A 23120-nucleotide genomic window follows, 5' to 3' on the forward strand; every position below is an offset into this window, starting at 1 on the left:
CGGCCCTCGCGGTCAGCTGCTCAGAGCAGGGAGACCTTGGGCCCGCGCAGGACGCGCTGGGTGTCCAGGGTCGGGACGTCGTTCTCGACGAGCAGGTGGTAGGGCTGGTCCGAGTGGGCCGTGACGACGAGCGCCGCGTCGACGTCGGCGAGCGTCTTCTCGGTCAGCGCGACCCGCTTGACGCCTGCCGGCCAGCGCGAGTCGTCGATGAGGTCGTCGACCGCGAGGATGTCGGCACCGAGGGCCGTGAGGAGCTCGACGATCTTGAGCGAGGGCGACTCGCGGATGTCGTTCGTGTCCCGCTTGTACGCGAGGCCGAGCAGCAGCACCTTCGAGCCACGGACCGCCTTCCGCTCGTCGTTGAGGAGGGTCGCGAGACGCGTCACGACGTGGTCGGGCATGTGCTCGTTGACGTCGTTCGCGAGCTCGATGAAACGGAAGCTCTGACCGAGCGTGCGGCGGACCTGCCACGACAGGTAGCTCGGGTCGACGGGCAGGCAGTGGCCGCCTACGCCCGGGCCGGGCGTGAACGCCATGAAGCCGAACGGCTTGGACGAGGCGGCGTCGATCGACTCCCAGATGTCGATGTCGAGCTGGTGCGCGAAGACCGCGAGCTCGTTGACGAGCGCGATGTTGACGTGGCGGAACGTGTTCTCGAGCAGCTTCGTCAGCTCCGCCTCCTTCGTCCCCGAGACCGGCACGGTCCGCTCGATGAGCGACGAGTAGAACGCGTCGACACGGGCCAGGGACGCGGCGTCGATGCCCGAGACGACCTTGGGTGTCTCGACGAAGCCGTACTTCTTGTTGCCCGGGTCGATGCGCTCGGGGGAGTAGCCGACGTGGAAGTCGGCGCCTGCGCGCAGGCCGCTGCCGGCCTCGAGGATCGGGACGAGCATCTCCTCCGTCGTGCCGGGGTAAGTCGTCGACTCGAGGACGACGACGGAGCCGGGCGTCACGTAGGGCGCGAGGCTCTTCCCGGACTGCTCGATGAAGCTCAGGTCCGGGAGAGTCTCCTTGAGAGGCGTCGGGACCGTGATGACCGCGACGTCGAAGCCCTCGGCGGCGGCGTAGTCGGCCGTGGGGAGGAAGCGACCGCTGTCGAGCGCCGCACGGAGCGTCTCGTCGGAGATGTCGCCGACGTAGGAGCTGCCTCCTGCGAGGCGCTCGACGCGCGCCGCGTCGAGATCCAGGCCGACGACGTCGTAGCCCACCTCGACCGCACGCATGGCGACCGGGAGGCCGACATAGCCCTGCCCGATGATGACGATCTTCTGGCTCTTGGCGTCCACTGTGCTTCCCCCTAGCGCTCGGTCCGACTCCCTCGGTCGGCCGTTCTCGACGCTACTGCGCCCGGTGGTGCCTGCAGCGGGTGGCCGGGGGTGAACGTGGTGCGAGACGGGGGGTGGTCGAGGGTGAACGTGGCGCGGTCGGCGAGGGGGAGGCTCCGTTGACGCTCGGGCAGACGGGTGCCCGGGTGAAAGCCCGGGCAGCTGGTCCGGTTCGTGTTCTCGTTCGCGCGGTGCGGGCCCGTCCCGCCGGGACCACGTCCGGCTCGCCGGACGCCTCACCCGTCACGAGCGGCTCAGCCGTGGTGTGGAGGGCTCGAATGGCCCAGGAGGTCGCACGTCGCAGCCCGCTCGAGCGGGCCCTCGACGCGATCGAGCGCGTCGGTAACAAGGTCCCGCACCCGGTCGTGATCTTCCTCGGCCTGATCGTGCTGCTCGTCGTCCTGTCCCACGTCTTCTACGTCGCCGGGACGTCCGTGACGTTCGAGCAGGCGTACGTGAGCGAGCACGTCGACCCGAGCGCGGAGCAGTTCGTCCTGGGTGTCGAGGTTGTGGTGAGCGCCTACCTCGCGTGCACGGACAACATGCCCTCGGGGTCCGCGATGAAGCTCGGCGACGTCCTGACGACCCGGTCCGGTCGGACGATCGAGGTCGTCAACACCGACGCCGAGGGGCGGCTCGTCATGTCGGACGTGATCGCTCTCGCCAACGAGGACAGCGTCGACGCGATCGTCGACATCGCGACGCTCACGGGGGCGTGCCTCGCAGCGCTCGGACCGGCGGCCGCCGGTGTCATCGGGACGTCGCCCGACCTCGTCGAGCAGGTGCGCGACGCGTCGGTGCGCACCGACGAGAAGGTCTGGGAGCTTCCGCTCGAGCGCGCCTACCGGCCGTGGCTCGACTCCGAGATCGCCGACATCAAGAACCTGGGCGGAGAGTCGGCCGGTGCGATCGTCGCAGCCCTGTTCCTCGCCGAGCAGGTGGGCGACACGCCCTGGTCCCACCTCGACATCGCCGGTCCGATGCGTGTCGACGTGGACACCGCGTGGCGCGTGAAGGAGGCCACGGGCTTCGGGGCGCGGCTGCTCGCAGAGGTCGCGGCACACTTCCGGGTGCCGGCGTGACGCCGTGCCGGCGCGCGAGATCGTCGCCAGCAGGAGTGTTTCCGGCAGGTCACGTTTTGTTGCGAATGGGTATCGCCCGCGGTCCTGTCCGTCACGGGTCCTAGGTCCCGTGGTAAGAACAGCGTCAGGGTTTGGTCCATGACCCGTCAACAGAGTGCCGGTACCCCCCGTGCTGGCACGACGCAGTGAGGATGTGAGCAATGACTGCAGGAACTGGACGCCGCACAGTGCGCGCCGTGAGCGTGCTCGCCGCGCTCGGCCTCGTGCTGACCGCGTGCGCGGACACCAGCGACGACGCCCCCACCGGCGGCACCGGAGGCACCTCTGGCGGAGGCGCCGACTCGATCGCGGTCGGCACCACCGACGTCATCACCTCGCTCGACCCGGCCGGCTCGTACGACAACGGCTCGTTCGCCGTGCAGAACCAGGTCTTCCCGTTCCTGCTGAACTCGCCGTACGGCAGCCCTGACGTCGCCCCCGACATCGCGGAGAGCGCCGAGTTCACCGCGCCGAACGAGTACACCGTGAAGCTCAAGGAGGGCTTGACGTTCGCGAACGGTCACGCCCTGACTGCCTCGGACGTCAAGTTCAGCTTCGACCGTCAGCTCGCGATCGCGGACCCGAACGGCCCGTCCTCGCTCCTGTACAACCTCGACTCGCTCGAGACCACGGACGACCTCACGGTCGTGTTCAAGCTCAAGAGCGAGAACGACCAGACGTTCCCGCAGATCCTGTCCTCGCCTGTCGGCCCGATCGTCGACGAGGAGGTGTTCTCGGCCACCGAGATCACCCCCGCGGACAAGATCGTCTCGGAGAAGGCGTTCGCCGGGCAGTACATCATCACGGACTACACCGAGAACGAGCTCATCCGTTACGAGGCGTTCGAGGACTACAAGGGTCTGCTCGACCCCGCCGTCACCAAGGTCGTCACCGCGCAGTACTTCACCGAGGAGACCTCGCTGAAGCTCGCGGTGCAGCAGGGCGACGTCGACGTCGCGTTCCGCAGCCTGTCCCCGACGGACCTCGCCGACCTCGCGAAGGACGACAAGGTCACGATCCACGAGGGCCCCGGCGGCGAGATCCGCTACATCGTCTTCAACTTCGCGACCCAGCCGTACGGCACGGACACGGCCGACGCCGACCCGAAGAAGGCGCTCGCCGTCCGCCAGGCCGCCGCGCACCTGCTCGACCGTGCCAAGCTCGGCGAGGAGATCTACCAGGGCTCGTTCACGCCGCTCTACTCCTACGTCCCCGAGGGGCTGACGGGCGCCGCGGAGCCGCTCAAGGAGCTGTACGGCGACGGCAACGGTGGCCCGGACGCGGACAAGGCCGCCAAGGTCCTCGAGGAGGCCGGCGTCGAGACGCCGGTCAAGCTGAACCTCCAGTACAGCCCGGACCACTACGGCAACTCCTCCGACGAGGAGTACGCCATGGTCGAGGCTCAGCTCGAGGCGACGGGCCTGTTCGACATCACGCTCCAGTCGACCCTCTGGGACGTCTACTCCACCGAGCGCCGTGAGGACGTCTACCCGGCCTACCAGCTCGGCTGGTTCCCGGACTACTCGGACGCTGACAACTACCTGTCGCCGTTCTTCCTGCCGGACAACTTCCTCGGCAACCACTACGAGAACGACGACGCCACGAAGGCGATCCTCGGCCAGGCGAGCGAGCCTGACGAGGCGAAGCGCGTCGAGCTCATCGAGGAGGCTCAGCGCATCGTCGCCGAGGACCTGTCGACCCTGCCGTTCCTGCAGGGCTCCCAGGTCGCCGTCGCGGGCAAGGACGTCACGGGCGTGACCCTCGACGCTTCCTTCAAGTTCCGCTACGCACCGCTCGGTCGCTGACCGCACCGCACCACACACCGGACGGGACGCCGCACGCGGCGTCCCGTCCGCGTACCAAGGAGAGAACGTGACTGCGCTCACGGACGAGCCGGCAGCGACAGCTGCGGCCAAACCCACCTCAGCAGCGCCAGGGGGAGGGCTGGGACGCTACATCCTGGTCCGGTTCCTGCTGATCTTCCCCACCGTCTTCATCCTCGTCAGCCTCGTGTTCTTCCTGATGCGCGTCGTCGGCGACCCCATCACGGCGTCCGTCGGAGGGCGCCTCACCGAGGCCCAGCTCGCGGAGCGTCTCGCTGCCGCGGGCTACGACCGCCCGGTGCTCGTGCAGTACCTCGAGTACCTCAAGGAGATCTTCACGGGCGACTTCGGCCGCACCGTCACGGACAACCGTGAGATCAGCGAGATCCTGCTGACATACGGGGCCGCGACCTTCGAGCTCGTGACCTTCGCGCTCATCATCGCGCTGCTCGTCGGCATCCCGCTCGGCCGGATCGCGGCCTACCGCCGCGACCGCTGGTCCGACGCGACGCTGCGCGTCCTGGCGATCCTCGCCTACGCGACGCCCGTCTTCTTCGCAGGCATCCTGCTCAAGCTCGTCTTCTCGGTCCAGCTCGGCTGGCTCCCGCTCGGGCGTCGCTCGACACCGCAGACGCAGCTGATCCTGGACCGCATCGACGGTTCGACCGGCATCAACATCATCGACGCGCTGCGCACCGGACGCTGGGACCTCATCTCCGACGTCCTGTCGCACGCCGTGCTCCCCGCCGTCGCGCTCGGCCTCCTCACAGCGGGCGTGTTCCTGCGGCTCGTGCGCACGAACCTCATCGGGACGCTGTCCATGGACTACGTCGACGCGGCGCGCTCGCGCGGCGTCTCCGAAGGACGTCTCCTGCGCAAGCACGCGTACAAGCCGGCGCTGATCCCGATCATCACCGTGATGGGCATGCAGATCGCGCTCATGCTCGGCGGCGCCATCCTCACCGAGACGACCTTCGAGTGGCGCGGCCTGGGCTTCCAGCTCGCGCAGTACCTGGCGGCGCGCGACTACGTCGCCGTGCAGGGCATCGTCGCGCTGCTCGCGGTGATCGTCGCGGTGACCAACTTCATCGTCGACGTCGTCGCCGCGCTCATCGACCCGAGAGTGAGGTACTGACATGGCTACGCAGCCCGTGGGCGTGACCCACGAGCCCCGCTGGCGCCGGCTGCCGATCGTCTGGCACCTGTTCCACAGCGCGGGCCTGCAGCGCGGCATGCTCGTCGCGGGCCTCCTGATCTCGGCGGTGTTCGTGATCGTGGCGCTGCTCGCCCCGGTCATCGCGCCGTACGGCTTCAGCCAGCTCTCCGACGCGGACGGGTCCTTCCCGCGCCAGGCCGCGCCGTCGGACGAGTTCGTCTGGGGCACGACCGTCGGCGGCTACGACGTCTTCTCACGCGTCGTCTGGGGCACCCAGACCGCGCTGCTGACCGTGATCCTCGCCGTCGTCGCGTCGATCTTCCTCGGCGTCGCGCTCGGCCTCGTGTCCGGCTACCTCGGTGGCTGGCTCGACCGCGTCCTCGTGATGATCGCGGACGCCGTCTACGCGTTCCCGTCCCTGCTCCTGGCGATCGTCGTGTCGATCATCATCTCGGGCGGGCAGTCGAGCTTCTGGGGCGGCATCATCGCCGCCGCGATCTCGATCACGGTCGTGTTCGTGCCGCAGTACTTCCGCGTCGTGCGCGCCGAGACGGTCCGCCTCAAGGCGGAGCCGTTCGTCGAGTCAGCCCGCGTCCTGGGCGCCCCGACGACGCGCATCCTCGGCAAGCACGTCCTGCGCAACGCGACGCGGTCGCTCCCGCTGATCGTCACGCTCAACGCGTCCGAGGCGATCCTCACCCTCGCGGGTCTCGGCTTCCTCGGCTTCGGCATCAACCCGACCAAGGCCGCCGAGTGGGGCTACGACCTCAACCGGGCGGTCGCCGACGTCGCGAGCGGCATCTGGTGGACCGGCGTCTTCCCCGGCGTCGCGATCGTCCTGCTGGTCATGGGGATCACGCTCGTCGGCGAGAGCCTCAACGACCTCGCAGACCCGCGTCTGCGCATCCGACGTGCGCCGCGCCGCAAGGCCGTGTCGCCCGCAACCGAGACGAAGGGAGCCGAGTGATGGAGACCGTCGTCGACATCAAGGACCTGCGCGTCGACTTCACGACGGACGCGGGAGAGGTGCGCGCCGTCGACGGCGTCAACCTCCACGTGAGCGCGGGCGAGGTGCTCGCGATCGTCGGTGAGTCCGGCTCCGGCAAGAGCGTCTCCGCCAAGACGATCCTGCGGCTCCTCCCCGAGAACACGACCGTGTCGGGGGCCGTCGTCCTCGCCGGGCAGGATGTCGTGACGCTCTCGGCGTCGCAGATGCGCGCCGCCCGCGGCCGCGACGTCGCCATGGTGTTCCAGGAGCCTTCGACCGCGCTCAACCCGGTGTACACGGTCGGCTGGCAGATCGCCGAGGGGCTGCGCGCCCACGGCGAGGTCTCCAAGCAGGAGGCACGCGCCCGGGCGATCGAGATCCTCGGGAAGGTCGGCATCCCTGACCCCGAGGAGCGCGTCGACCACTACCCGCACCAGTTCTCGGGCGGGCAGAAGCAGCGCATCGTCATCGCGATGGCGCTCGCGCTCGAGCCCAAGGTGATCGTCGCGGACGAGCCGACGACGGCGCTCGACGTGACGGTCCAGGCGGAGATCCTCGACCTGCTGCGTCGTGTGCGCGACGAGTTCGGCCGCGCGATCGTGCTCATCACCCACAACATGGGTGTCGTCGCCGACCTCGCCGACCGCGTCGCCGTCATGAACCAGGGCAAGATCGTCGAGCAGGCCGACGTCCGCTCGATCTTCTCGAACCCGCAGCACGAGTACACGCGGTCGCTCCTCGCGGCCGTGCCCGTGCTCGGCACGCAGACGCGTGAGCGCACGACGCCGGTAGACGTGTCGGCGGACCCGGTCGTCCAGGCGAAGGGTCTCGAGATCACGTACCCGGGCCGCCTCGGTCGCCCTGCGTTCCGTGCGGTCAAGGGCGTGGACTTCGAGATCCGTCCTGGCGAGGTCCTCGGCCTCGTCGGGGAGTCCGGCTCTGGCAAGACGACGATCGGTCGTGCGATCGCCGGCCTCACGCACGCCTCGGGTGGCTCGTTGTCGGTGCTCGGCCACGAGATGGTCGGCTACAAGGAGCGTGAGTTCCGGCCGCTGCGCCAGCGCATCGGCTTCGTGTTCCAGGACCCGGCGACGAGCTTCAACCCGAAGATGACGATCGCCGAGGGACTCGCCGAGCCGCTCGTCATCCACGGCAAGGCACGGGACTGGCGCGCTGCCCGCCCGCGTGTCGCCGAGCTGCTCGACGCCGTCCACCTGCCGCAGGAGTTCGCGAAGCGGTTCCCGCACGAGCTCTCGGGCGGGCAGCGGCAGCGCGCGAGCCTCGCACGGGCGCTAGCGCTCGACCCTGACCTGCTGATCGCCGACGAGCCGACGTCGGCGCTCGACGTGTCGGTGCAGGCGCGCGTGCTCGAGGTGTTCCTCGAGCTGCAGGAACGACTCGGCTTCGCGACGCTGTTCATCAGCCACGACCTCGCGGTCGTGGGCATGGTGGCCGATCGCGTGGGGGTCCTCTACCGCGGGGACCTCGTCGAGCAGGGCCCGAGCGCGCAGGTCCTCGCGTCGCCGCAGCACCCGTACACGCAGCGCCTCCTGACGTCCGTCCCTGTCCCTGACCCGGACGAGCAGGCGAGGCGTCGCATCGCTCTGGCGAGGCTCACGGGCCAGGCCTGACAGGCGGTCGTACGACGAGGGGCGGTGCAGCGACGCTGCACCGCCCCTCGTCGTCGGTCTGGGACCGGGTTGCTCAGACGAGCGGGAGCACCTGGTCGCGCACCTGCTTGCGCAGGACCTTGCCGAGCATGGAGCGTGGCGTGTCCTCGATCGCGACGATCCGACGCGGCACCTTGTAGGCGGCGAGGTGCGAGCGGCAGTGCTGGCGCAGCGCGTCCTCGTCGAGCGTGCTGCCCGGCTCGAGCTCGACGGCGGCGACGACCATCTCGCCGCCGCGCTCGAGCGGCTTGCCGATCACGGCGGCGTCCGCGACGTCGGGGTGGAGCCGCAGCACGGCCTCGACCTCGCTCGGGGAGACGTTGAAGCCGCCCGTGATGATGAGCTCCTTGGCGCGGTCGACGATCGTCGTGAAGCCGTCGGCGTCGACGGTGACGATGTCGCCCGAGCGCAGCCAGCCGTCCTCGGTGAGCGTCTTGGCGGTCTCGTCGGGGTTGTTCCAGTAGCCCTGGAACACCTGCGGGCCCTTGAGCAGGAGCTCGCCGGGCTCGCCCGGCTCGACCTCGCGCGTCGGGTCGTTCTGGTCGACGACCTTCATGAGGGTCGACGGGAACGGGACGCCGATCGTGCCCGCGCGGCGGGTCGGGTGGAAGGGGTTGCCGAGCGCGACGGGGGAGGACTCGGTCATGCCGTATCCCTCGACGAGGAGGCCGCCGGACATCGACTCCCACAGCTCGACGACGTGGTCGGGCAGGTTCATCGCGCCGGAGATGCAGAACTTGCAGGACTTCAGCGAGATCCCGCGCTCCTTCGCCGCGAGCGCGGTGCGCTCGTAGATCGGCGGGACAGCGCAGTAGACGGTCGCCGGCGACTTCTTCATCGCGTCGAGGATCATGTCCGGGTCGAACTTGGGGAACAGGACGAGCAGCCCCTGCTTGCGCACGCCGTACGTGAGGTAGAGCGTCATGCCGAACGCGTGGAACATCGGCAGGATCGCGTAGAAGACCTCCTTGCGGTACTCGGCCCCGTACATCCACGCCTCGCCCTGCAGGGCGTTGGAGTAGAGGTTGAAGTGCGTGAGCATCGCGCCCTTGGGCTGCCCGGTCGTGCCGGACGTGTACTGGATCGCGGCGAGGTCGTGGACATCGGGGTAGGGGTGCGTCGTCGAGATGCGGTCGTTCTCGAGCAGCTTGTTCCACGGCACCGTGCCGGGGGCCGGCGCGGTGAGCGAGGCGCGCGTCGCTCGCAGCTTCTTGATCGGTACGCGCAGCGCTGCGCGCTTCATCGCCGGGAACGCCTCGAGGATGTTCACGGAGACGATGTGGTCGATCACGACGTCGGACGGGAACTCGCGCAGCGCGGCGACCGCCTTGTCCCACGCGATGACGACGCGTGCCTGGTGGCTCTCGAACTGGTGGCGCAGCTCGCGGGAGGTGTAGAGGGGGTTGTGCTCGACGACGACGGCGCCGAGCCGCAGCACCGCGTAGAACGCGACGACGTGCTGCGGACAGTTCGGGAGGATGAGAGCGACGCGGTCGCCGCGGCGCACCCCGAGCTTCCGCAGGCCCTCGGCGGCGCGGGCGACCTGGTCGCCGAGCTCGGCGTACGTCGTGCGACGCCCGAAGAACTCGGTCGCCGGGTGCTTGCCGGCCTCGGCGACGGAGTGCTCGAACATGGTGACGAGCGACTCGGTCGGGAGGTCGATCTGAGCGGGCACCCCCGGCTGGTAGTTCTTCACCCAGGGCATCTCTTCGACGTTCGACATGCCTCCCATTGTCCACCCGCGGCGCTGGTCGGGGGAAACGTCCGTGGCGTCGGGCTCAGGCGGGGGTGAGCGGCTCGGGCCCTTCGACGTTGTCGAGGTGCGTGGCGAGGGCGCAGAGGAACTGCGCGACGTCGGCGCGGGACTCGGGCGGGACGGCGGCGGCGATCTGCGCCATGACGTCGTGCATGTCTGTCAGGCGGGAGCGCACCTCGTCGTGGGCGTGCTCGGTCGCGACGACGACGACCGCGCGGCGGTCGTGCGGGTGCGGCCGCCGCTCGAGGTGCCCGGACGCTGTGAGGCGGTCGAGGAGCTTCGTGGTCGACGCCGTCGAGATGCCCAGGTTGGTCGCGAGCAGGTTGGCCGTGACGAGCACGCCACGTCGCTCGGCGGAGATGACCTCCTGGAGCGCCTGCATGTCCGTGACGTTCATCCCCATGGCTGCCGAGGCGCGGCGGCGCATCTGCTGGTCGGCGCGCCGGAACCGGCGCACCGCCTCGAGCAGCTCTCGGATGCCCGCCTCGGCGAACCAGTAGGGGGACTGGGGCTCTTGTGTCACCGTGCCGCCATGGCGAGCTTCGACGGCCACCAGATCTTGCGGCCGATGTCGTGGGCGAGCGCGGGCACGAGGATCGTCCGGACGATGATCGTGTCGAGGAGGACGCCGAACGCGACGATGAACGCGAGCTGCAGCAGGAACAGGATCGGGATGACGGCGAGCGCGGCGAACGTGGCCGCGAGGACGAGGCCTGCCGAGGTGATGACGCCGCCCGTGATCGCGAGGCCGCGGGTGATGCCGGCGTGCGTCCCGTGCTTGATCGTCTCCTCGCGAACTCGGGTCATGAGGAAGATGTTGTAGTCGATGCCGAGCGCCACGAGGAAGACGAACGCGAACAGCGGTACGGCCGGGTCGGCGCCGGGCAGGTCGAGCACGTGGTTGAACACGAGCGCGGAGATGCCGAGGGCGGAGCCGAACGACAGCACGACCGTCGCGATGAGGAGCACAGGCGCGAGAACCGAGCGGAGCAGCGCCATGAGGATCAGCAGGATCACCCCGAGGATGACCGGGATGATCAGGTTGCGGTCGCGCACCGAGGCGTCGTTCGAGTCGACGGACGTCGCGGTGACGCCTCCGACGAGGACGTCGGGGCCGACGGCCTCGCGCAGCTCGCGGACCGTCTGCGCGGCCGCGTCCGAGTCGGACGCGTCGGTGAGCGTCGCCTGGAGGAGGACCTTGCCCTCGGCGACCGTGGGGTCTGGCGCGGGGGTCCCGGGCGGGCCGAAGGCGGTGATGCCCTCGGCGGTGACGGCTGCGGAGCCGCTGGGCGAGTCGGCGGCGGTGACGGCGACGGACGCGACGCCGTCGTTCGCGAGGAGCGTGTCCGCGACCTGCTGCAGCTCGGCCTCGGGGGTGAGCACGTAGGCGGGGGTGCCGGAACCGCCGGGGAAGTGCTCGCCGAGGGTCTTCTGCCCGTCGCGGGCCTGAGAGGAGCCGAGCACGAGGTCGCTCGAGGGCACGCCGGTCGCCTTGAGCTGCGGGAGGCCGGCGCACGCGACGATCAGGACGAGCGTGGTCGCGACCCAGAGGGTACGGGGGCGGCGCGAGACGGCGCGGGGGATGGCGTGCCAGACGCCGCGGGTGGGCAGGTGGGCGTCCTCGTCCGCGTTCTCCGCCTCGGTGAGCAGGACCGGACGGCGCGGCCAGAAGGCGGCGCGACCGATGAGCTGGAGCATCGCGGGCAGGAGCGTGAACGCGGCGAGCAGCGCGAAGACGATGCCGATCGCGGCGATCGGGCCGAGCGACCGGTTGGACTGCAGGTCGGAGAGGAGGAGGCACAGCAGGCCGGTGATGACCGTCCCGCCCGAGGCGAGGATCGGCTCGGCGGAGCCCTTGACGGAGGCCTTGGTCGCCTCCCACGTGCTCGTGTAGTTGCGCAGCTCCTCGCGGAAGCGGGCGACGTAGAGCAGGCCGTAGTCGGTCGCGGCGCCGATGACCAGGATGAAGAGGATGCCCTGGGTCTGGCCGCTGAGCAGGACGATGCCCTCGCGCGCCATGTACCAGACCGTCATGAGCGCGGCGCAGAGCGCGAACAGGGAGGTGAAGAGGACGACGAAGGGCAGGATCGGCGAGCGGTAGACGACGATCAGGATCACCAGGACGGTCCCGAGCGCTGCGACCAGCAGGAGGCCGTCGATCCCGGCGAAGCCTTCGGTGAGGTCGGCGGTGAAGCCGGCGGGGCCGGTGACCTGGGCGGTCACACCCTCGGGTGCGCCCTCGGAGAGCGCCTCGCGCAGCGCCTCGACGTTCTCCGCGATCTCACCCTCGGCGTCGAGCGGGACGAAGACCTGGATCGCCTTGCCGTCCTCGGAGGGGATCGGTGGGCTCGGCTGCGTGGGGACCTCGGGGAGCGAGGCGAGCGACTCGGCGAGGGCGCCGATCTGGCCGATCTGCGCCTCGGTGAGCGGTTCCTCGGAGGCCAGGACGACGATCGCGGGGATCGCGTCAGAGCCCTGGAAGTCCCCGAGCGCCTTCTGCACCTGGGTCGCGTCGGCGCTCGTCGGGAGATAGGCGGTGGCGTCGTTCGAGGACACCTCGTCCACGCGGCCGAACAGGGGACCTCCGACAGCCGCGAGCCCGAGCCACACGAGGACCAGGACGGCAGGCAGGAAGGTGCGCAACCAGCGCCGGGTGCCGCTGGACGTGCGGCCGGCGTGGAGTGCAGGGGAGGACTTGGGCACGAGGCGCTCCGAGGTCGGGGACCAGATTGCTAGATAGGCTAGCAATATTAGCACCCTGTTCCAGAAGCGCCAGGGTGCGCCCGGCCCGAGGACCGGACAGGGCGCACCTGGTCGTCAGGAAGCGGCGTCCGACGGCTCTGCCAGCAGGAACGCCGGAGCCGCGAAGCCGCGCGCCGCGAACACCGCAGCGACGTTCGCCGCGACGTCCTCCGCCGACCCCGCAGGTACCAGCGCGATGACGGAACCACCGAAACCACCGCCGACCATCCGAGCGCCGAACGCACCGGCAGCGACGGCAGTCTCGACCGCGACGTCGAGCTCCGGGACCGTGACCTCGTAGTCGTCACGCAGCGACTCGTGGCCCGCCACGAGGACACGACCGACCGCAGGCAGGTCCCCACCCGAGCTCAGCAGGCCCACGACCTCGTCCACGCGAGCGATCTCGGTGACGACGTGCCGCACCCGGCGGCGCGCCGTGTCGTCGGGCAGCTCGGCGAGCGCGTCCGGCAGGCTCGTGACCTCGGAGAGCGTCGCGACCCCGAGGGTGCGCGCAGCTTCCTCGCACGCCGCGCGCCGGGCGGCGTACTGTCCGTCGACGAGCTGGTGCGGCGCCTTCGTGTCGATGACGAGCACCTCGCCAGCCGGCTCGTGCGTCCCCGGCGCGAACGGCACCTGCTGCGCCTCCCACGTCGTGCAGTCGAGCAGGAGCGCGTGTCCCGCGGTGCTGCGCAGCGCTGCGGACTGGTCCATACCGCCGGTCGGTGCTCCCGCGATCTCGTTCTCCGCCCGCACGCACGCAGCAGTCAGCAGTGCACGCGCCGCGTCGTCGGACGCGTCGCCGAGCGCGACGGCGAACGCCGCCTCGAGCGCCGCGGAGCTCGACAGGCCCGCGCCGTACGGCACGCACGAGTCGACGACCGCGTCGAAGCCACGTACGTCGTGCCCAGCCTCGCGCAGCGCCCACGCGACGCCGACGACGTACGCACCCCACCCGGAGACCTCCCCGGGCGTGCCCACCGGACCGACCTCGGACAGCCGCGCCGTCCAGAGCCCGTCCTCCTGACCCGACGAGAGCTGGACGAGATCGTCCTCACGGCGGCGCAGGGCCACGTACGTCCGGTGGGGGAGCGCGAACGGCAGGCACGAGCCCCCGTTGTAGTCGGTGTGCTCACCGATGAGGTTGATGCGTCCCGGCGCGGACCACACGCCGTCGGGCAGCTGACCCGCACCGAACGTGCGGGCGAAGAGCGACCGCACCCGCGACTCGCCCTCCTCACGGTCCCAGGCGCGGTTCCAGACGATCCCGGTCATCGGTCACCACCCGTCGTGCCCGCACCGGTCGTGTCCGTCCACGTCGGCGAAGCGACCTCGCGGAATCGGTCGGCGATCTTCTCGGGGACGGTGTCCGAGATCCATGCGCCCATTCCGGACTCCGAGCCTGCGAGGAACTTCAGGCGGCCCGGTCCGCGCTGGATCGAGACGAGCTCAAGGTGCAGCCGCAGGTCGTCGCGCCCTTCGGTGACGGGAGCCTGGTGCCAGCCGGCGATGTACGGCAGCTTCGCGGGGGTGCCGTCGGGTGCGGGGAAGAAGCGGTCGCACCGCGCGAGGATCTCCAGGTAGAGCGGCGCGAGGTCGTCCCGTTCCGCGTCGGTCAGCGAGGCGAGGTCGGGGATGGGGCGGCTCGTGTCCTTCGGGGCGACGTGCACCTCGACCGGCCAGCGGGCGGCCGCGGGCACGTATGCGAGCCAGTGCTCGCTCTCCGCGACGATCCGCCGGCCCGAACGCCTCTCCGCCTCCATGACGTCGGCGAGGAGGTTCCGGCCCGTCGCCGCGCGGTGCTCGCGCGCACGCTCGAGCATCGTCGCGGTGCGGGGCGTGAGGTACGGGTAGGCGTAGATCTGGCCGTGGGGGTGGTGCAGCGTGACGCCGATCGCCTCGCCGCGGTTCTCGAAGCAGAACACCTGCTCGACGCCGGGCAGCCGGGAGAGCGCCGCCGTGCGGTCGGCCCAGGCCTCGATGATCGTGCGCATGCGCCGGACGGAGACGTCGCGCAGGGACTGGGTCGGGTCGGGGGAGAAGCAGATGACCTCGCAGCGCCCTGCGGCCGGACGGACCTGCCAGATCTCTTCTCCGTCGACGTGGGTGACGTCGTCGGGCTGGTCGGGGACACGGACGAGCGACGGGAAGCGGTTCTCGAAGACGACGACGTCGTAGTCCGTGTCGGGGATCTCGCCGTCGGAGTAGGCCGCGCCGGGCTTCGCGGGGGCGAGGGGGTTGGCGTCTGCCGGGGGCAGGAACGTGCGGTTCTGGCGGTGCGTCGCCATGGGGATCCACTCGCCGGTGAGAGGGTCGCGGCGCATCTCGGGGCCGACCGTGTCGGGCGCGAACCGGGGCGCTAGTGGGCGCGGGTCGTCGAGCCGACGGGTCGCGCCGCCCGAGACGTACGGCTCCGAGTCGTCGAAGTAGATGAGCTCGCGGCCGTCGGCGAGGTGGGTCGACGTGCGTCTGACGGTGGTCATCGATGTCCTCCGGTGGACGGGGCGGGTCAGGCGGTGGGGGTGAGGATGACGCGGACGCCGGCGTCCGCGAGGTGGGTGCGGGCGTCGTCGGGCAGGCCGTCGTCGGTCACGAGGACGTCGACATCCTCGAGCGTGAGGAAGCGAGCCATGCCGAGGGTGCCCCACTTCGTCGAGTCGGCGACGACGACGGTGCGTCGCGCGCTGCGGGCGAGGGCGCGGTTGGTCTCGGCCTCGAGCAGGTTGGGCGTGGTGAGCCCGGCGTCGGCGTCGATCCCGTGCGCACCGAGGAACAGCAGGTCGACATGGAGCGTCTCGAGCGCGGCGACGGCGAGCGGGCCCACGAGAGCGTCGGACGGCGTGCGGCTGCCGCCCGTGAGGACGACCTCGCCGACGTCGCCCGCGGCGTGGAGCGCGTCGGCGACGGGGAGGGAGTTGGTGACGACGGCGAGCGGGCGGAGGTCGGCGCGCTCGGCGAGACGGGTGGCGAGGGCCCAGGTCGTGGTGCCGGCGGACAGTGCGATCGAGGCGCCGGGCTGCACGAGCTCGAGCGCGGCGTCGGCGATCGCGAGCTTCTGGTCGGTCGCGACGGACTTCTTGGTCGCGAAGCCGGGCTCGTGCGCGGAGGGGCGCGCGTCGACGGCGCCACCGTGGACCTTGCGGACGAGGCCCCGTGCGGCGAGCTCGGCGATGTCGCGGCGCACGGTCATGTCGGAGACGCCGAGCTCTGTGCTCAGGTCGGTGACGCGAACGGCTCCGTGCGCGGCGACGCGGTCGAGGATGATCGTGTGTCGTTGGTCGACGAGCATGTGAACATGCTCGCACAGAATCGAGCATGAACCAACATCGGGGCGCAGCTTGCCCGGTCATGACAAGACCGCCGCCGACCGCAGGGCGGTCGACGGCGGTCCTGGCGCAGAGTCAGCCGGCGACGGTGAGGCGAGCTGCGCGGCGCTGGGCGATGATCGCCTCGCGCTCCTCCTCGCTGAGGCCGCCCCAGACCCCGTACGGCTCCCGGATCGCGAGGGCTTGCTCGCGGCACTGCATCATCACGGGGCACGAGTTGCAGACAGCCTTCGCTGCCTCGATGCGGCGCCGACGGGCCGCGCCGCGCTCGCCCTCAGGGTGGAAGAACATCGAGTCGTCGAGATCGCGGCAAGCGCCCTCGAACTGCCATTCCCAGAGATCCATCACGGGCCCCGGGAGGCGAGACAGCTCAGCCATGGTGATTCCCCTTCTCGTCGCGACCCCGGCCCCCGGGGTCGAACCCTGTTCGTTCGGTGCGAGTCTCGTCCTTCAGGTCAAAGGTCCCTTGCGCTCGTGACTCGACAGTACAACCGCTTCAGGGGTTGTGCAAGCCTCTCGCCAAATCGTTTCAGCGCTGAAGCGATTCGGCGTTTCCGCACGTCAACGACCCGACTTTCCTGTCAAGGCCTGAAACGATTCAGTCTCAGACGAGCTTCCCCCGTCCGCTGGCGCTCCGGGCCACGCCCGGTGATCGCGAGATGGACCAGTGGCGCGCCGCGCCGTCCGACAGACGGCCGGGGGCTCCTCGAGCTGTGTGCGGCGCGTGCATACGCGCGGCGCGTGCAACCACGGCGCAGGTCCGGCTCGACGCACGCATCCACGGCGTCGTCGCCCCAGGCGCACGAGTCGTCGGACGTGTCGGTCAGGTGGCAAGGAGGCCGTCGAACGTGGGGTAGTATTTCTGTCGGCCCTTCGGGGCTGGTCAGGACGCCGCGGCGTCCGACGGGATGTGGCGCAGCTTGGTAGCGCACTTGACTGGGGGTCAAGGGGTCGCAGGTTCAAATCCTGTCATCCCGACAGCAGAAGCCCTGGTGAGAGCTCCTCTCACCAGGGCTTCCGTCGTTCTCGGCCCGACGCAGCCGGGGCCGTTGCGCCCGGGGCTACTTCTTGAAGACCCAGTGCCACGGCTCGCGCGGCGTGTCCTCCACGTAGCCGAAGTCGCCCGCGTTGGCGCGCATCCACGCCTGGGCCTTCGCGTCGAGCTTGAGGTCGAGGGCGACCCCCCAGCCGTGCGGGCTCGTGCCCGGGACAGCAGCGAGGCCGCCGTTCTTGTACAGGCCCTTGCGCTTGGCGACGTCGACCTGCGCGTCGAACGACCGGTACGAGTCCGTGATGCCGATGTCCACGCCGTCCTTCGCCGCCGCCGCGCGCAGCTGCTCGAACGCGCCGGCAGCGGGGGCCCAGAGGCGATGGTTGCTGCCCGAGATCTGCGTGAGCGCCTCGGCCGGGACCTTGCCGTTGCCGTACTTCGCGAGCTCAGCAGGGACGCCGGGCTCGGCCCAGGCGACGTCAGCGGGGGACTGGGGCGCCGCGGCGGCCTGCGCCCCGGCGACGTTCTTGACCGCCTGACCGAGCGCGTCGTCGAACGACGTCGCGGGGGCCTGCGCCGCGACCGTTGGGGTAGGCGTCGGGGAGAGCCGGTCGATCATCGACTGGATCTCGAGCATCCGACTGGTGATCCCTGCGATCCCGCTCATGCACTGCCTGCCCTTCAGGTGTGGTCGCTATGTCCCATCGGACGCAGCCGGAGCGATGTGAGGCTCTCGCCCGGCGGGCGGGCACGACCCTTGGCAGAGTGGAGCGCAACCGACACCGAGGAGTCACCTGTCCCAGGTCACGACGAACGACCGCGTCCGCCAGGTCGCGACCACGCTCAGCGCCGCCGCGATGCTCGTAGGAACTCTGTATGGCACCGGGGTGCTCGGAGAGCGGGTCGAGGAGTCGTCCGGCGGCAGCCTGTCGGCGACCGCGACGCTGCTCGCACCCGCAGGGACCGCCTTCTCCATCTGGTCGGTGATCGAGGTGCTCGCCGTCGTCGTGCTTGCTGGCACGGCAGGCATCGCGGTGTTCCTGGCGCGCCGGCTGCGTGGCCGCATCGGAGTGGCCCTCGCAGCGACGTGGGGTCTCGCGTGGATCGCCGTCGGTCGTGCCGCTACCGAGCCTGAGTCGACCGTGACCGCCGTGGCGGCTGCCGTCGCGGCGCTGGTCGTCGTGATCGCGGCCGTCGTGTTCCGGGGGCGCGCAGACCGGTCGCGCCGCGTGCTCCTCTGATCCGCAGGTGGCCGTCGACGCTCACGTGCTCAGCGGTCGCACTCGCACAGGAGGTTGTACTCGACGACCTGCTCGTCCGGCTGCGCCCACGCCTCCGCGTCGGCACGGGACGCGAAGGTCCGCGGCGCGAGGCGTCCGTTGGCCATCAGCACGCCGATCGAGATGATCTCCCGCGGGTCGTCCGTCACCGCCGGGGTGTGAGGAACCGTCATGGCTCCATCGTCTCGCTGGCGCTGCTCCCTGTCACGGGCATGGCGTCAGGCAGGATCATCGGGCGAGACGAGCGGCCCAACGGCTCCACGGGGGCTGCACCGCCCAGTTGATCCGCAGCGTGCGCACCGCGCGTTCCATGCGTCGGCGCCGCTGCGCGCGCCCGCGCAGAGAGCGGCCGCTCACACCCACGCGCCACGACCGGTCGAAGCGCGTCGCGCGGCCAGGGCCGAGGCGGAACGCGAGGTCAAGGTCGTCGTGCACCTCGGGGTCCACCCGCTCGACGTCGCCGCGGACCTCGCGCCACGCCGTCGCGCGCACAGCCATGCACGAGCCCCACAGCGGCGGGTGCCCGAGCGCGAGGTGCCCGAGCGCGTAGTACGCGCCGAGGTACCCGGCCGACGCGAGCTCACGTGCCCCTCGGGGCAGGTCGTGGAACGTCCCCGCGCCCGTGACCGCGTCGAGCCAGGGATCGGCCATGTGCGCGACGACGGTCTCGACCCAGCGCGGACCCGGCCGCGAGTCCGCGTCGAGCCGTGCGATCACGTCACCGCGCGCCGCGTCGTAGCCAGCAGCCGCGGCCGCGGGTATCCCGACGCGCGGCTCACGCACGACGACCGCACCCCAGCGGTGCGCGACCTCCGCCGAGTCGTCGCTCGACCCGTTGTCGATGACGACCACCTCGGCGGGAGCGACAGTCTGCCGCGCGAGCAGGGCGAGACAACGCTCGAGCTCTGCGGCGTCGTCTCGCACCGGGATGACGACGGAGACGCGCAGCGCGCCGTCGTGCCCGGCGGTCACCGGTTGCTCCGCGCCACGACGACGCCAGCGGCGAGCGAGCCAGCGAGACCGGCGACGAGGTCCGAGACGGTGTCGTTGTAGCCGACCCCGATGCCCTCGTCGAGGAACGTGTGTCCCGCCCACTCGCCGACCTCCCAGAAGATGGCCAGGATCGCGCCCAGGCCACCGACGAGCAGCACCGTCTCGGTGCTGCCGCGCGACACGGCGCGAACGGCTCCGTGCCACTCGGCGCGCTCGCGACGCTGGCTCACGTGACGCAGGACCACCTCCGCGAGCGCGGCGAGCAGACCCGTGTACACGACGTGCACGGCGAGGTCGAGCCACGGCACGGAGGTGTACCAGTCGAGGTGCGACGCCCAGCCGGCGAGCACGAGCGACGCCCCGCACGCGACGTCGAGCGCCGCGGACGCGCCTACGGCGCGAGGCACCACCGTCCCGCCGAGTATCAGCAGGAAGAGCGCTGCCCCGATCGCCTCGCCCGCGACGACGAGGACGACGAACGACGTCGCTGCAACCAGGCGGACGGCGTCACCAGGGACGAGGCGCCGAGCGAGCACGGCGCCGGGACGGGCGGCGTCGGTGCGGGGCGCACGGCTTCGAGGGGAGGGCATCCCGTCAGTGTCACCTGGCGACGGTGGGCCCGCAGTGCGAACGACGCCCTGCCGTCTCGTCGTGCGAGGGCGCCGATCCGCTGCCAAGGTGTCGGGATGACCGCAGAACCCGACGCCGGCGAGCAGGCCGCCCCCAGCCAGGGAGCCACCGCGCTCTCGCGCACCGTCAGCGGAAAGCTGCTCTACGTCTTCATCCTGGGCGACGTCCTCGGCGCCGGCGTGTACGCGCTCGTCGGGATCATGGCCGGCGAGGTGGGCGGCGCCGTGTGGCTGCCGCTCCTCGTCGCTCTCGGGCTCGCGCTGCTCACGGCCGGCTCGTACGCCGAGCTCGTCACGAAGTACCCCCGCGCCGGCGGTGCGTCCGTCTTCGCCGAGCGCGCCTTCAAGCGTCCCGCCGTGTCGTTCCTCGTCGGCTTCAGCATGCTCGCGGCGGGCGTCACGAGCGCCGCAGGCCTCTCGATCGCGTTCGCGGGGGAGTACTTCACGACCTTCGTCGACCTGCCGACCAACCTCGTCGCCGTCGTCTTCCTGGTGCTCGTCGCTCTGCTCAACATGCGTGGCATCAAGGAGTCGCTGCGGGCGAACTTCGTCATGACGGCGATCGAGCTGTCGGGCCTCGTGCTCGTCGTCGTGCTCGCGCTCGTCGTCCTCGGCCGCGGTGACGGCGAGATCAGCCGCGTCATGGACTTCAAGGAAGGCGTGAACCCGGCGCTCGCCGTGCTCAGCGCGTCCCTGCTCGCCTTCTACTCGTTCGTGGGCTTCGAGACGTCCGCGAACATGGCCGAGGAGGTCAAGGACATCCGCCGCGTCTACCCGCGAGCGCTGTTCGCCTCGCTGCTCACGGCCGGTGTCGTGTACGTCGCGGTCGGTGTCGCCGCCGTCGCGGTCGTGTCGCCGGACGAGCTTGCCGGCTCGACCGGCCCGCTCCTCGAGGTCGTGCACGTCGCGGATGTCGTGCCGGACACCGTGTTCTCGCTCATCGCGCTCATCGCGGTCGCGAACGGCGCGCTCCTCACGATGATCATGGCGAGCCGCCTGACCTACGGCATGGCGTCGCAGCAGCTCCTGCCGCCGGTCCTCGCGCGGGTGCTCCCGGGCTGGAAGACGCCCGCGGTCGCGATCGTCGTGACGACGCTCGTCGCGATCGCGCTCGTCTTCACCGGCGGCCTGCAGGCCCTCGCCGAGACTGTCGTCCTGCTGCTGCTCATCGTGTTCATCGCGACGAACGTCGCGGTGCTCGTGCTACGCAAGGACCGCGTCGACAAGGACCACTTCCGGGTCGCGACGATCGTCCCGGTGCTCGGTGCGCTCTCGTGCGTGCTCTTGCTCACCCAGCAGAGCGCGGGGACGTGGCTCCGAGCGGGGATCCTTCTCGCGGCTGGCGCTGTTCTGCACCTCGCGACGCGTCGGGCGAGCCAGAAGCAGCGTCCCGAGGTTGCCGTCGAGGCAGAGTAGCGCGGTCGCGGGCGCCCCCTGCCGCCCGCAACGCCCAGAGGATCGCGACGGCGTCGACGCCCTCCTGGAACCACGCCCCGACGACGGCCGGGAGGGCGCCGAAGGCCGCGACGAGCATGAGGCCGACGCTCAGCGCGATGCCGACGCCGATGCTCTGGAGAGCGACCCGCACCGTGTCGCGGCCGATGGTGAGCGCGGTCGCGACGAGCGCGACGTCGTCCTGCAGGATCACGACGTCAGCCGACTCGCTCGCGGCGGTCGAGCCGCGAGCGCCCATGGCGATCCCGACGTCGGCCGCGGCGAGCACGGGCGCGTCGTTCACGCCGTCTCCGACCATGACGACCGGCCTGTCCGTGAGCCCGACGACCGCGTCGACCTTGTCGGCTGGCAGGCACTCGGCGCGGACGTCCTCGATGCCGACGTCCGCGGCGACGTGCTCTGCTGTCTGAGCGCCGTCGCCCGTGAGCATGACGACGTGGCGCACGCCCGTGCGCCGCAGGGATGCGACCGTCTCGCGCGACGTCGGGCGGATCTCGTCGGACAGGACGAGCATGCCGACGTAGCGGCCGTCGATGCCCACGTGCACGGCGAGCTCGCCCGCGGCCAGCTCGGGTGCGGGCACGTCGTGCCCCGTCGCCTCGGCGACGAAGGACCGCTTGCCGACGACGACGCGGCGCCCGTCGACCGTGGCCGTCACGCCGTTCGCGGTCGACTCGTGGCCGTCGCTCGCGCTCGTCAGCGTGAGACCGCGGTCAGCCGCTCCGTCGATGACCGCCGACGCGAGGACGTGCGACGAGAGCTGCTCGGCGGACGCTGCGAGGCGCAGCGTCTCGTCGGCGTCGTCGACCGTCCGGACGTCGCTCAGCCGAGGCTCGCCCCGCGTGAGGGTGCCGGTCTTGTCGAACGCGACCGCCTTGGCGCGGTACAGCTGTTCGAGCGTCGCGCTGCTCTTGACGATCACGCCCTTGCGGGCGGACCTGCTCATCCCGGCCATGAACGCGACGGGTGCGGCGATGATCAGCGGGCACGGCGTCGCGACGACGAGAACCTCCGCGAAGCGCACCGCGTCGCCCGACCACCACCACGCGACGCTCGCGATGCTCAGGGCGAGAGCCGTGAACGGGATCGCGTACCGGTCGGCGAGGCGCACCATGGGGGCGCGGCTCGCCGCGGCCTCGGCGACGAGCGCGACGATCTGCTGGTACTGGCTCTCCCGCGCGGGGCGCAGGACCCGCAGCGTGAGCGGGACGGAACCGTTGACGCCCCCCGACAGGACGACGTCTCCGGCGACACGCTCGACCGGCAGGCTCTCGCCCGTGAGCGACGACTCGTCGAGCTCGCCCGCCGCTGACTCGAGCGTGCCGTCGACGGGGACGACCTCTCCCGGCCGAACGACGATCTGGTCACCCTCGGCGACCTCGTCGACGTGGACGTCCTCGAGGGTCCCGTCAACGAGCGTCCGGTGCGCGACCTGCGGCGCTCGTTCGAGCAGCGCGGACAGGTCCGCTCGCGCCCTGAGTGCGGCATAGTCCTCGAGCGCCTCACCGCCGGTGAGCATGAGCACGATGACGAGCGCAGCCCACAGCTCGCCGACAGCGACCGACGCGCCGATCGCCGTGACCGCGAGGACGTCGACGCCGAACGTGCCCTCACGCAGCTCGCGCACCATCGACCACGCCGCACGAGCGGCGACGAGGACCGCGTAGCCCCCGAGGAGGAGCGTGGTCGCCCGCCCCTCGCCGAGCGCGGACAGCACGCCGCCGAGCGCCCCCACGACGAGGGTGGCGACGACCCACGGGTACCTGCGCCCGGCGCGCACGACGATCGACATGCTCCACTCATATGCCCTTCGAGGCGTCCGCCGCCAGCATGGTGAGCCTGTCCTACATGCCCCTTGTGCCCCG

Annotated in this window: 19 protein-coding genes, 1 tRNA gene and 1 pseudogene; 8 read left to right on the forward strand and 13 right to left on the reverse strand. The window is 70.9% G+C overall.

Annotated elements, in window-relative coordinates:
* Positions 1-20: 20 nt before the first annotated feature.
* Positions 21-1289 carry a nucleotide sugar dehydrogenase gene (locus tag ATL41_RS01215; RefSeq protein WP_245854537.1) on the reverse strand — a complete coding sequence of 423 codons (1269 nt, stop codon included), beginning with the start codon at positions 1287-1289 and terminating at the stop codon, positions 21-23.
* Positions 1290-1606: 317 nt separating this feature from the next.
* Between ATL41_RS01215 and ATL41_RS01220 the strand changes: the two genes are divergently transcribed.
* The 5 genes from ATL41_RS01220 (at position 1607) to ATL41_RS01240 (ending at position 8047) form a co-directional block, all read left to right on the forward strand.
* Positions 1607-2410 (forward strand): M17 family metallopeptidase, encoded by an 804-nt coding sequence (locus tag ATL41_RS01220; RefSeq protein ID WP_098456839.1) that lies wholly within the window; start codon positions 1607-1609, stop codon positions 2408-2410.
* A gap of 200 nt (positions 2411-2610) precedes the next feature.
* Complete coding sequence (locus ATL41_RS01225) at positions 2611-4254, forward strand: ABC transporter substrate-binding protein (RefSeq protein WP_098456840.1); 1644 nt, start codon at positions 2611-2613, stop codon at positions 4252-4254.
* Positions 4255-4321: 67 nt separating this feature from the next.
* Entirely contained in the window at positions 4322-5407 is a 1086-nt protein-coding gene (locus ATL41_RS01230; RefSeq protein ID WP_219810356.1) for an ABC transporter permease, read from the forward strand.
* Between the two features lies 1 nt (position 5408).
* Positions 5409-6395 (forward strand): ABC transporter permease, encoded by a 987-nt coding sequence (locus ATL41_RS01235; RefSeq protein WP_098456841.1) that lies wholly within the window; start codon positions 5409-5411, stop codon positions 6393-6395.
* Positions 6395-8047, forward strand: a complete 1653-nt coding sequence (locus tag ATL41_RS01240) for an ABC transporter ATP-binding protein (protein ID WP_098456842.1) — start codon at positions 6395-6397, stop codon at positions 8045-8047. The genes ATL41_RS01235 and ATL41_RS01240 overlap by 1 nt, the downstream gene beginning before the upstream one ends.
* 73 nt (positions 8048-8120) lie before the next feature.
* Here ATL41_RS01240 and ATL41_RS01245 read toward each other — a convergent pair whose 3' ends face one another.
* From ATL41_RS01245 to ATL41_RS01275, 7 genes are all read right to left on the reverse strand, one after another.
* Positions 8121-9809 carry a long-chain-fatty-acid--CoA ligase gene (locus ATL41_RS01245; RefSeq protein ID WP_098456843.1) on the reverse strand — a complete coding sequence of 563 codons (1689 nt, stop codon included), beginning with the start codon at positions 9807-9809 and terminating at the stop codon, positions 8121-8123.
* Between the two features lie 55 nt (positions 9810-9864).
* A complete protein-coding gene (locus ATL41_RS01250) occupies positions 9865-10365 on the reverse strand; it encodes a MarR family winged helix-turn-helix transcriptional regulator (RefSeq protein WP_098458852.1) in 501 nt (166 codons plus the stop codon).
* The gene (locus ATL41_RS01255; protein ID WP_098456844.1) at positions 10362-12545 is read right to left on the reverse strand and encodes an MMPL family transporter; all 2184 of its coding nucleotides are present in this window, start codon (positions 12543-12545) and stop codon (positions 10362-10364) included. The genes ATL41_RS01250 and ATL41_RS01255 overlap by 4 nt, the downstream gene beginning before the upstream one ends.
* Before the next feature lie 114 nt (positions 12546-12659).
* Entirely contained in the window at positions 12660-13856 is a 1197-nt protein-coding gene (gene galK, locus ATL41_RS01260) for a galactokinase (RefSeq protein WP_098456845.1), read from the reverse strand.
* A complete protein-coding gene (gene galT / locus ATL41_RS01265; protein ID WP_098456846.1) occupies positions 13853-15064 on the reverse strand; it encodes a galactose-1-phosphate uridylyltransferase in 1212 nt (403 codons plus the stop codon). The genes galK and galT overlap by 4 nt, the downstream gene beginning before the upstream one ends.
* Positions 15065-15090: 26 nt before the next feature.
* Positions 15091-15870 (reverse strand): DeoR/GlpR family DNA-binding transcription regulator, encoded by a 780-nt coding sequence (locus ATL41_RS01270; RefSeq protein WP_098456847.1) that lies wholly within the window; start codon positions 15868-15870, stop codon positions 15091-15093.
* Positions 15871-15982: 112 nt separating this feature from the next.
* Positions 15983-16285 (reverse strand): WhiB family transcriptional regulator, encoded by a 303-nt coding sequence (locus ATL41_RS01275; RefSeq protein WP_098456848.1) that lies wholly within the window; start codon positions 16283-16285, stop codon positions 15983-15985.
* Positions 16286-16811: 526 nt separating this feature from the next.
* On the opposite strand from ATL41_RS01275, the gene ATL41_RS01280 reads away from it, so the two are divergent.
* Positions 16812-16885 (forward strand) — tRNA-Pro (locus ATL41_RS01280).
* 83 nt (positions 16886-16968) lie between these two features.
* Here ATL41_RS01280 and ATL41_RS01285 read toward each other — a convergent pair.
* Positions 16969-17565 carry a M15 family metallopeptidase gene (locus ATL41_RS01285; RefSeq protein WP_098456849.1) on the reverse strand — a complete coding sequence of 199 codons (597 nt, stop codon included), beginning with the start codon at positions 17563-17565 and terminating at the stop codon, positions 16969-16971.
* 190 nt (positions 17566-17755) lie between these two features.
* Here ATL41_RS01285 and ATL41_RS01290 point away from each other — a divergent pair, with 190 nt between their 5' ends.
* Complete coding sequence (locus ATL41_RS01290) at positions 17756-18139, forward strand: hypothetical protein (RefSeq protein WP_245854539.1); 384 nt, start codon at positions 17756-17758, stop codon at positions 18137-18139.
* Between the two features lie 29 nt (positions 18140-18168).
* Here ATL41_RS01290 and ATL41_RS01295 read toward each other — a convergent pair whose 3' ends face one another.
* Genes ATL41_RS01295 through ATL41_RS01305 form a run of 3 tightly spaced genes read right to left on the reverse strand, consistent with a single transcriptional unit; the run spans position 18169 to position 19761 of the window.
* Positions 18169-18351 carry a hypothetical protein gene (locus ATL41_RS01295; RefSeq protein WP_098456851.1) on the reverse strand — a complete coding sequence of 61 codons (183 nt, stop codon included), beginning with the start codon at positions 18349-18351 and terminating at the stop codon, positions 18169-18171.
* Positions 18352-18406: 55 nt separating this feature from the next.
* Positions 18407-19150 carry a glycosyltransferase family 2 protein gene (locus ATL41_RS01300; protein ID WP_098456852.1) on the reverse strand — a complete coding sequence of 248 codons (744 nt, stop codon included), beginning with the start codon at positions 19148-19150 and terminating at the stop codon, positions 18407-18409.
* Positions 19147-19761 carry a DUF2238 domain-containing protein gene (locus ATL41_RS01305; RefSeq protein WP_143556546.1) on the reverse strand — a complete coding sequence of 205 codons (615 nt, stop codon included), beginning with the start codon at positions 19759-19761 and terminating at the stop codon, positions 19147-19149. Before ATL41_RS01305 ends, ATL41_RS01300 begins: the two co-directional genes overlap by 4 nt.
* A 96-nt stretch (positions 19762-19857) precedes the next feature.
* Here ATL41_RS01305 and ATL41_RS13445 point away from each other — a divergent pair, with 96 nt between their 5' ends.
* Complete coding sequence (locus ATL41_RS13445; protein ID WP_098456854.1) at positions 19858-21216, forward strand: APC family permease; 1359 nt, start codon at positions 19858-19860, stop codon at positions 21214-21216.
* Between the two features lie 37 nt (positions 21217-21253).
* On the opposite strand, the pseudogene ATL41_RS01315 reads toward ATL41_RS13445, so the two are convergent.
* Positions 21254-23047, reverse strand: a pseudogene (locus ATL41_RS01315) (heavy metal translocating P-type ATPase); the annotation flags it as partial.
* Positions 23048-23120: the final 73 nt, after the last annotated feature.

Origin of the sequence: Flavimobilis soli, from assembly GCF_002564025.1 — a bacterium.
Lineage (GTDB): Bacteria > Actinomycetota > Actinomycetes > Actinomycetales > Cellulomonadaceae > Flavimobilis > Flavimobilis soli.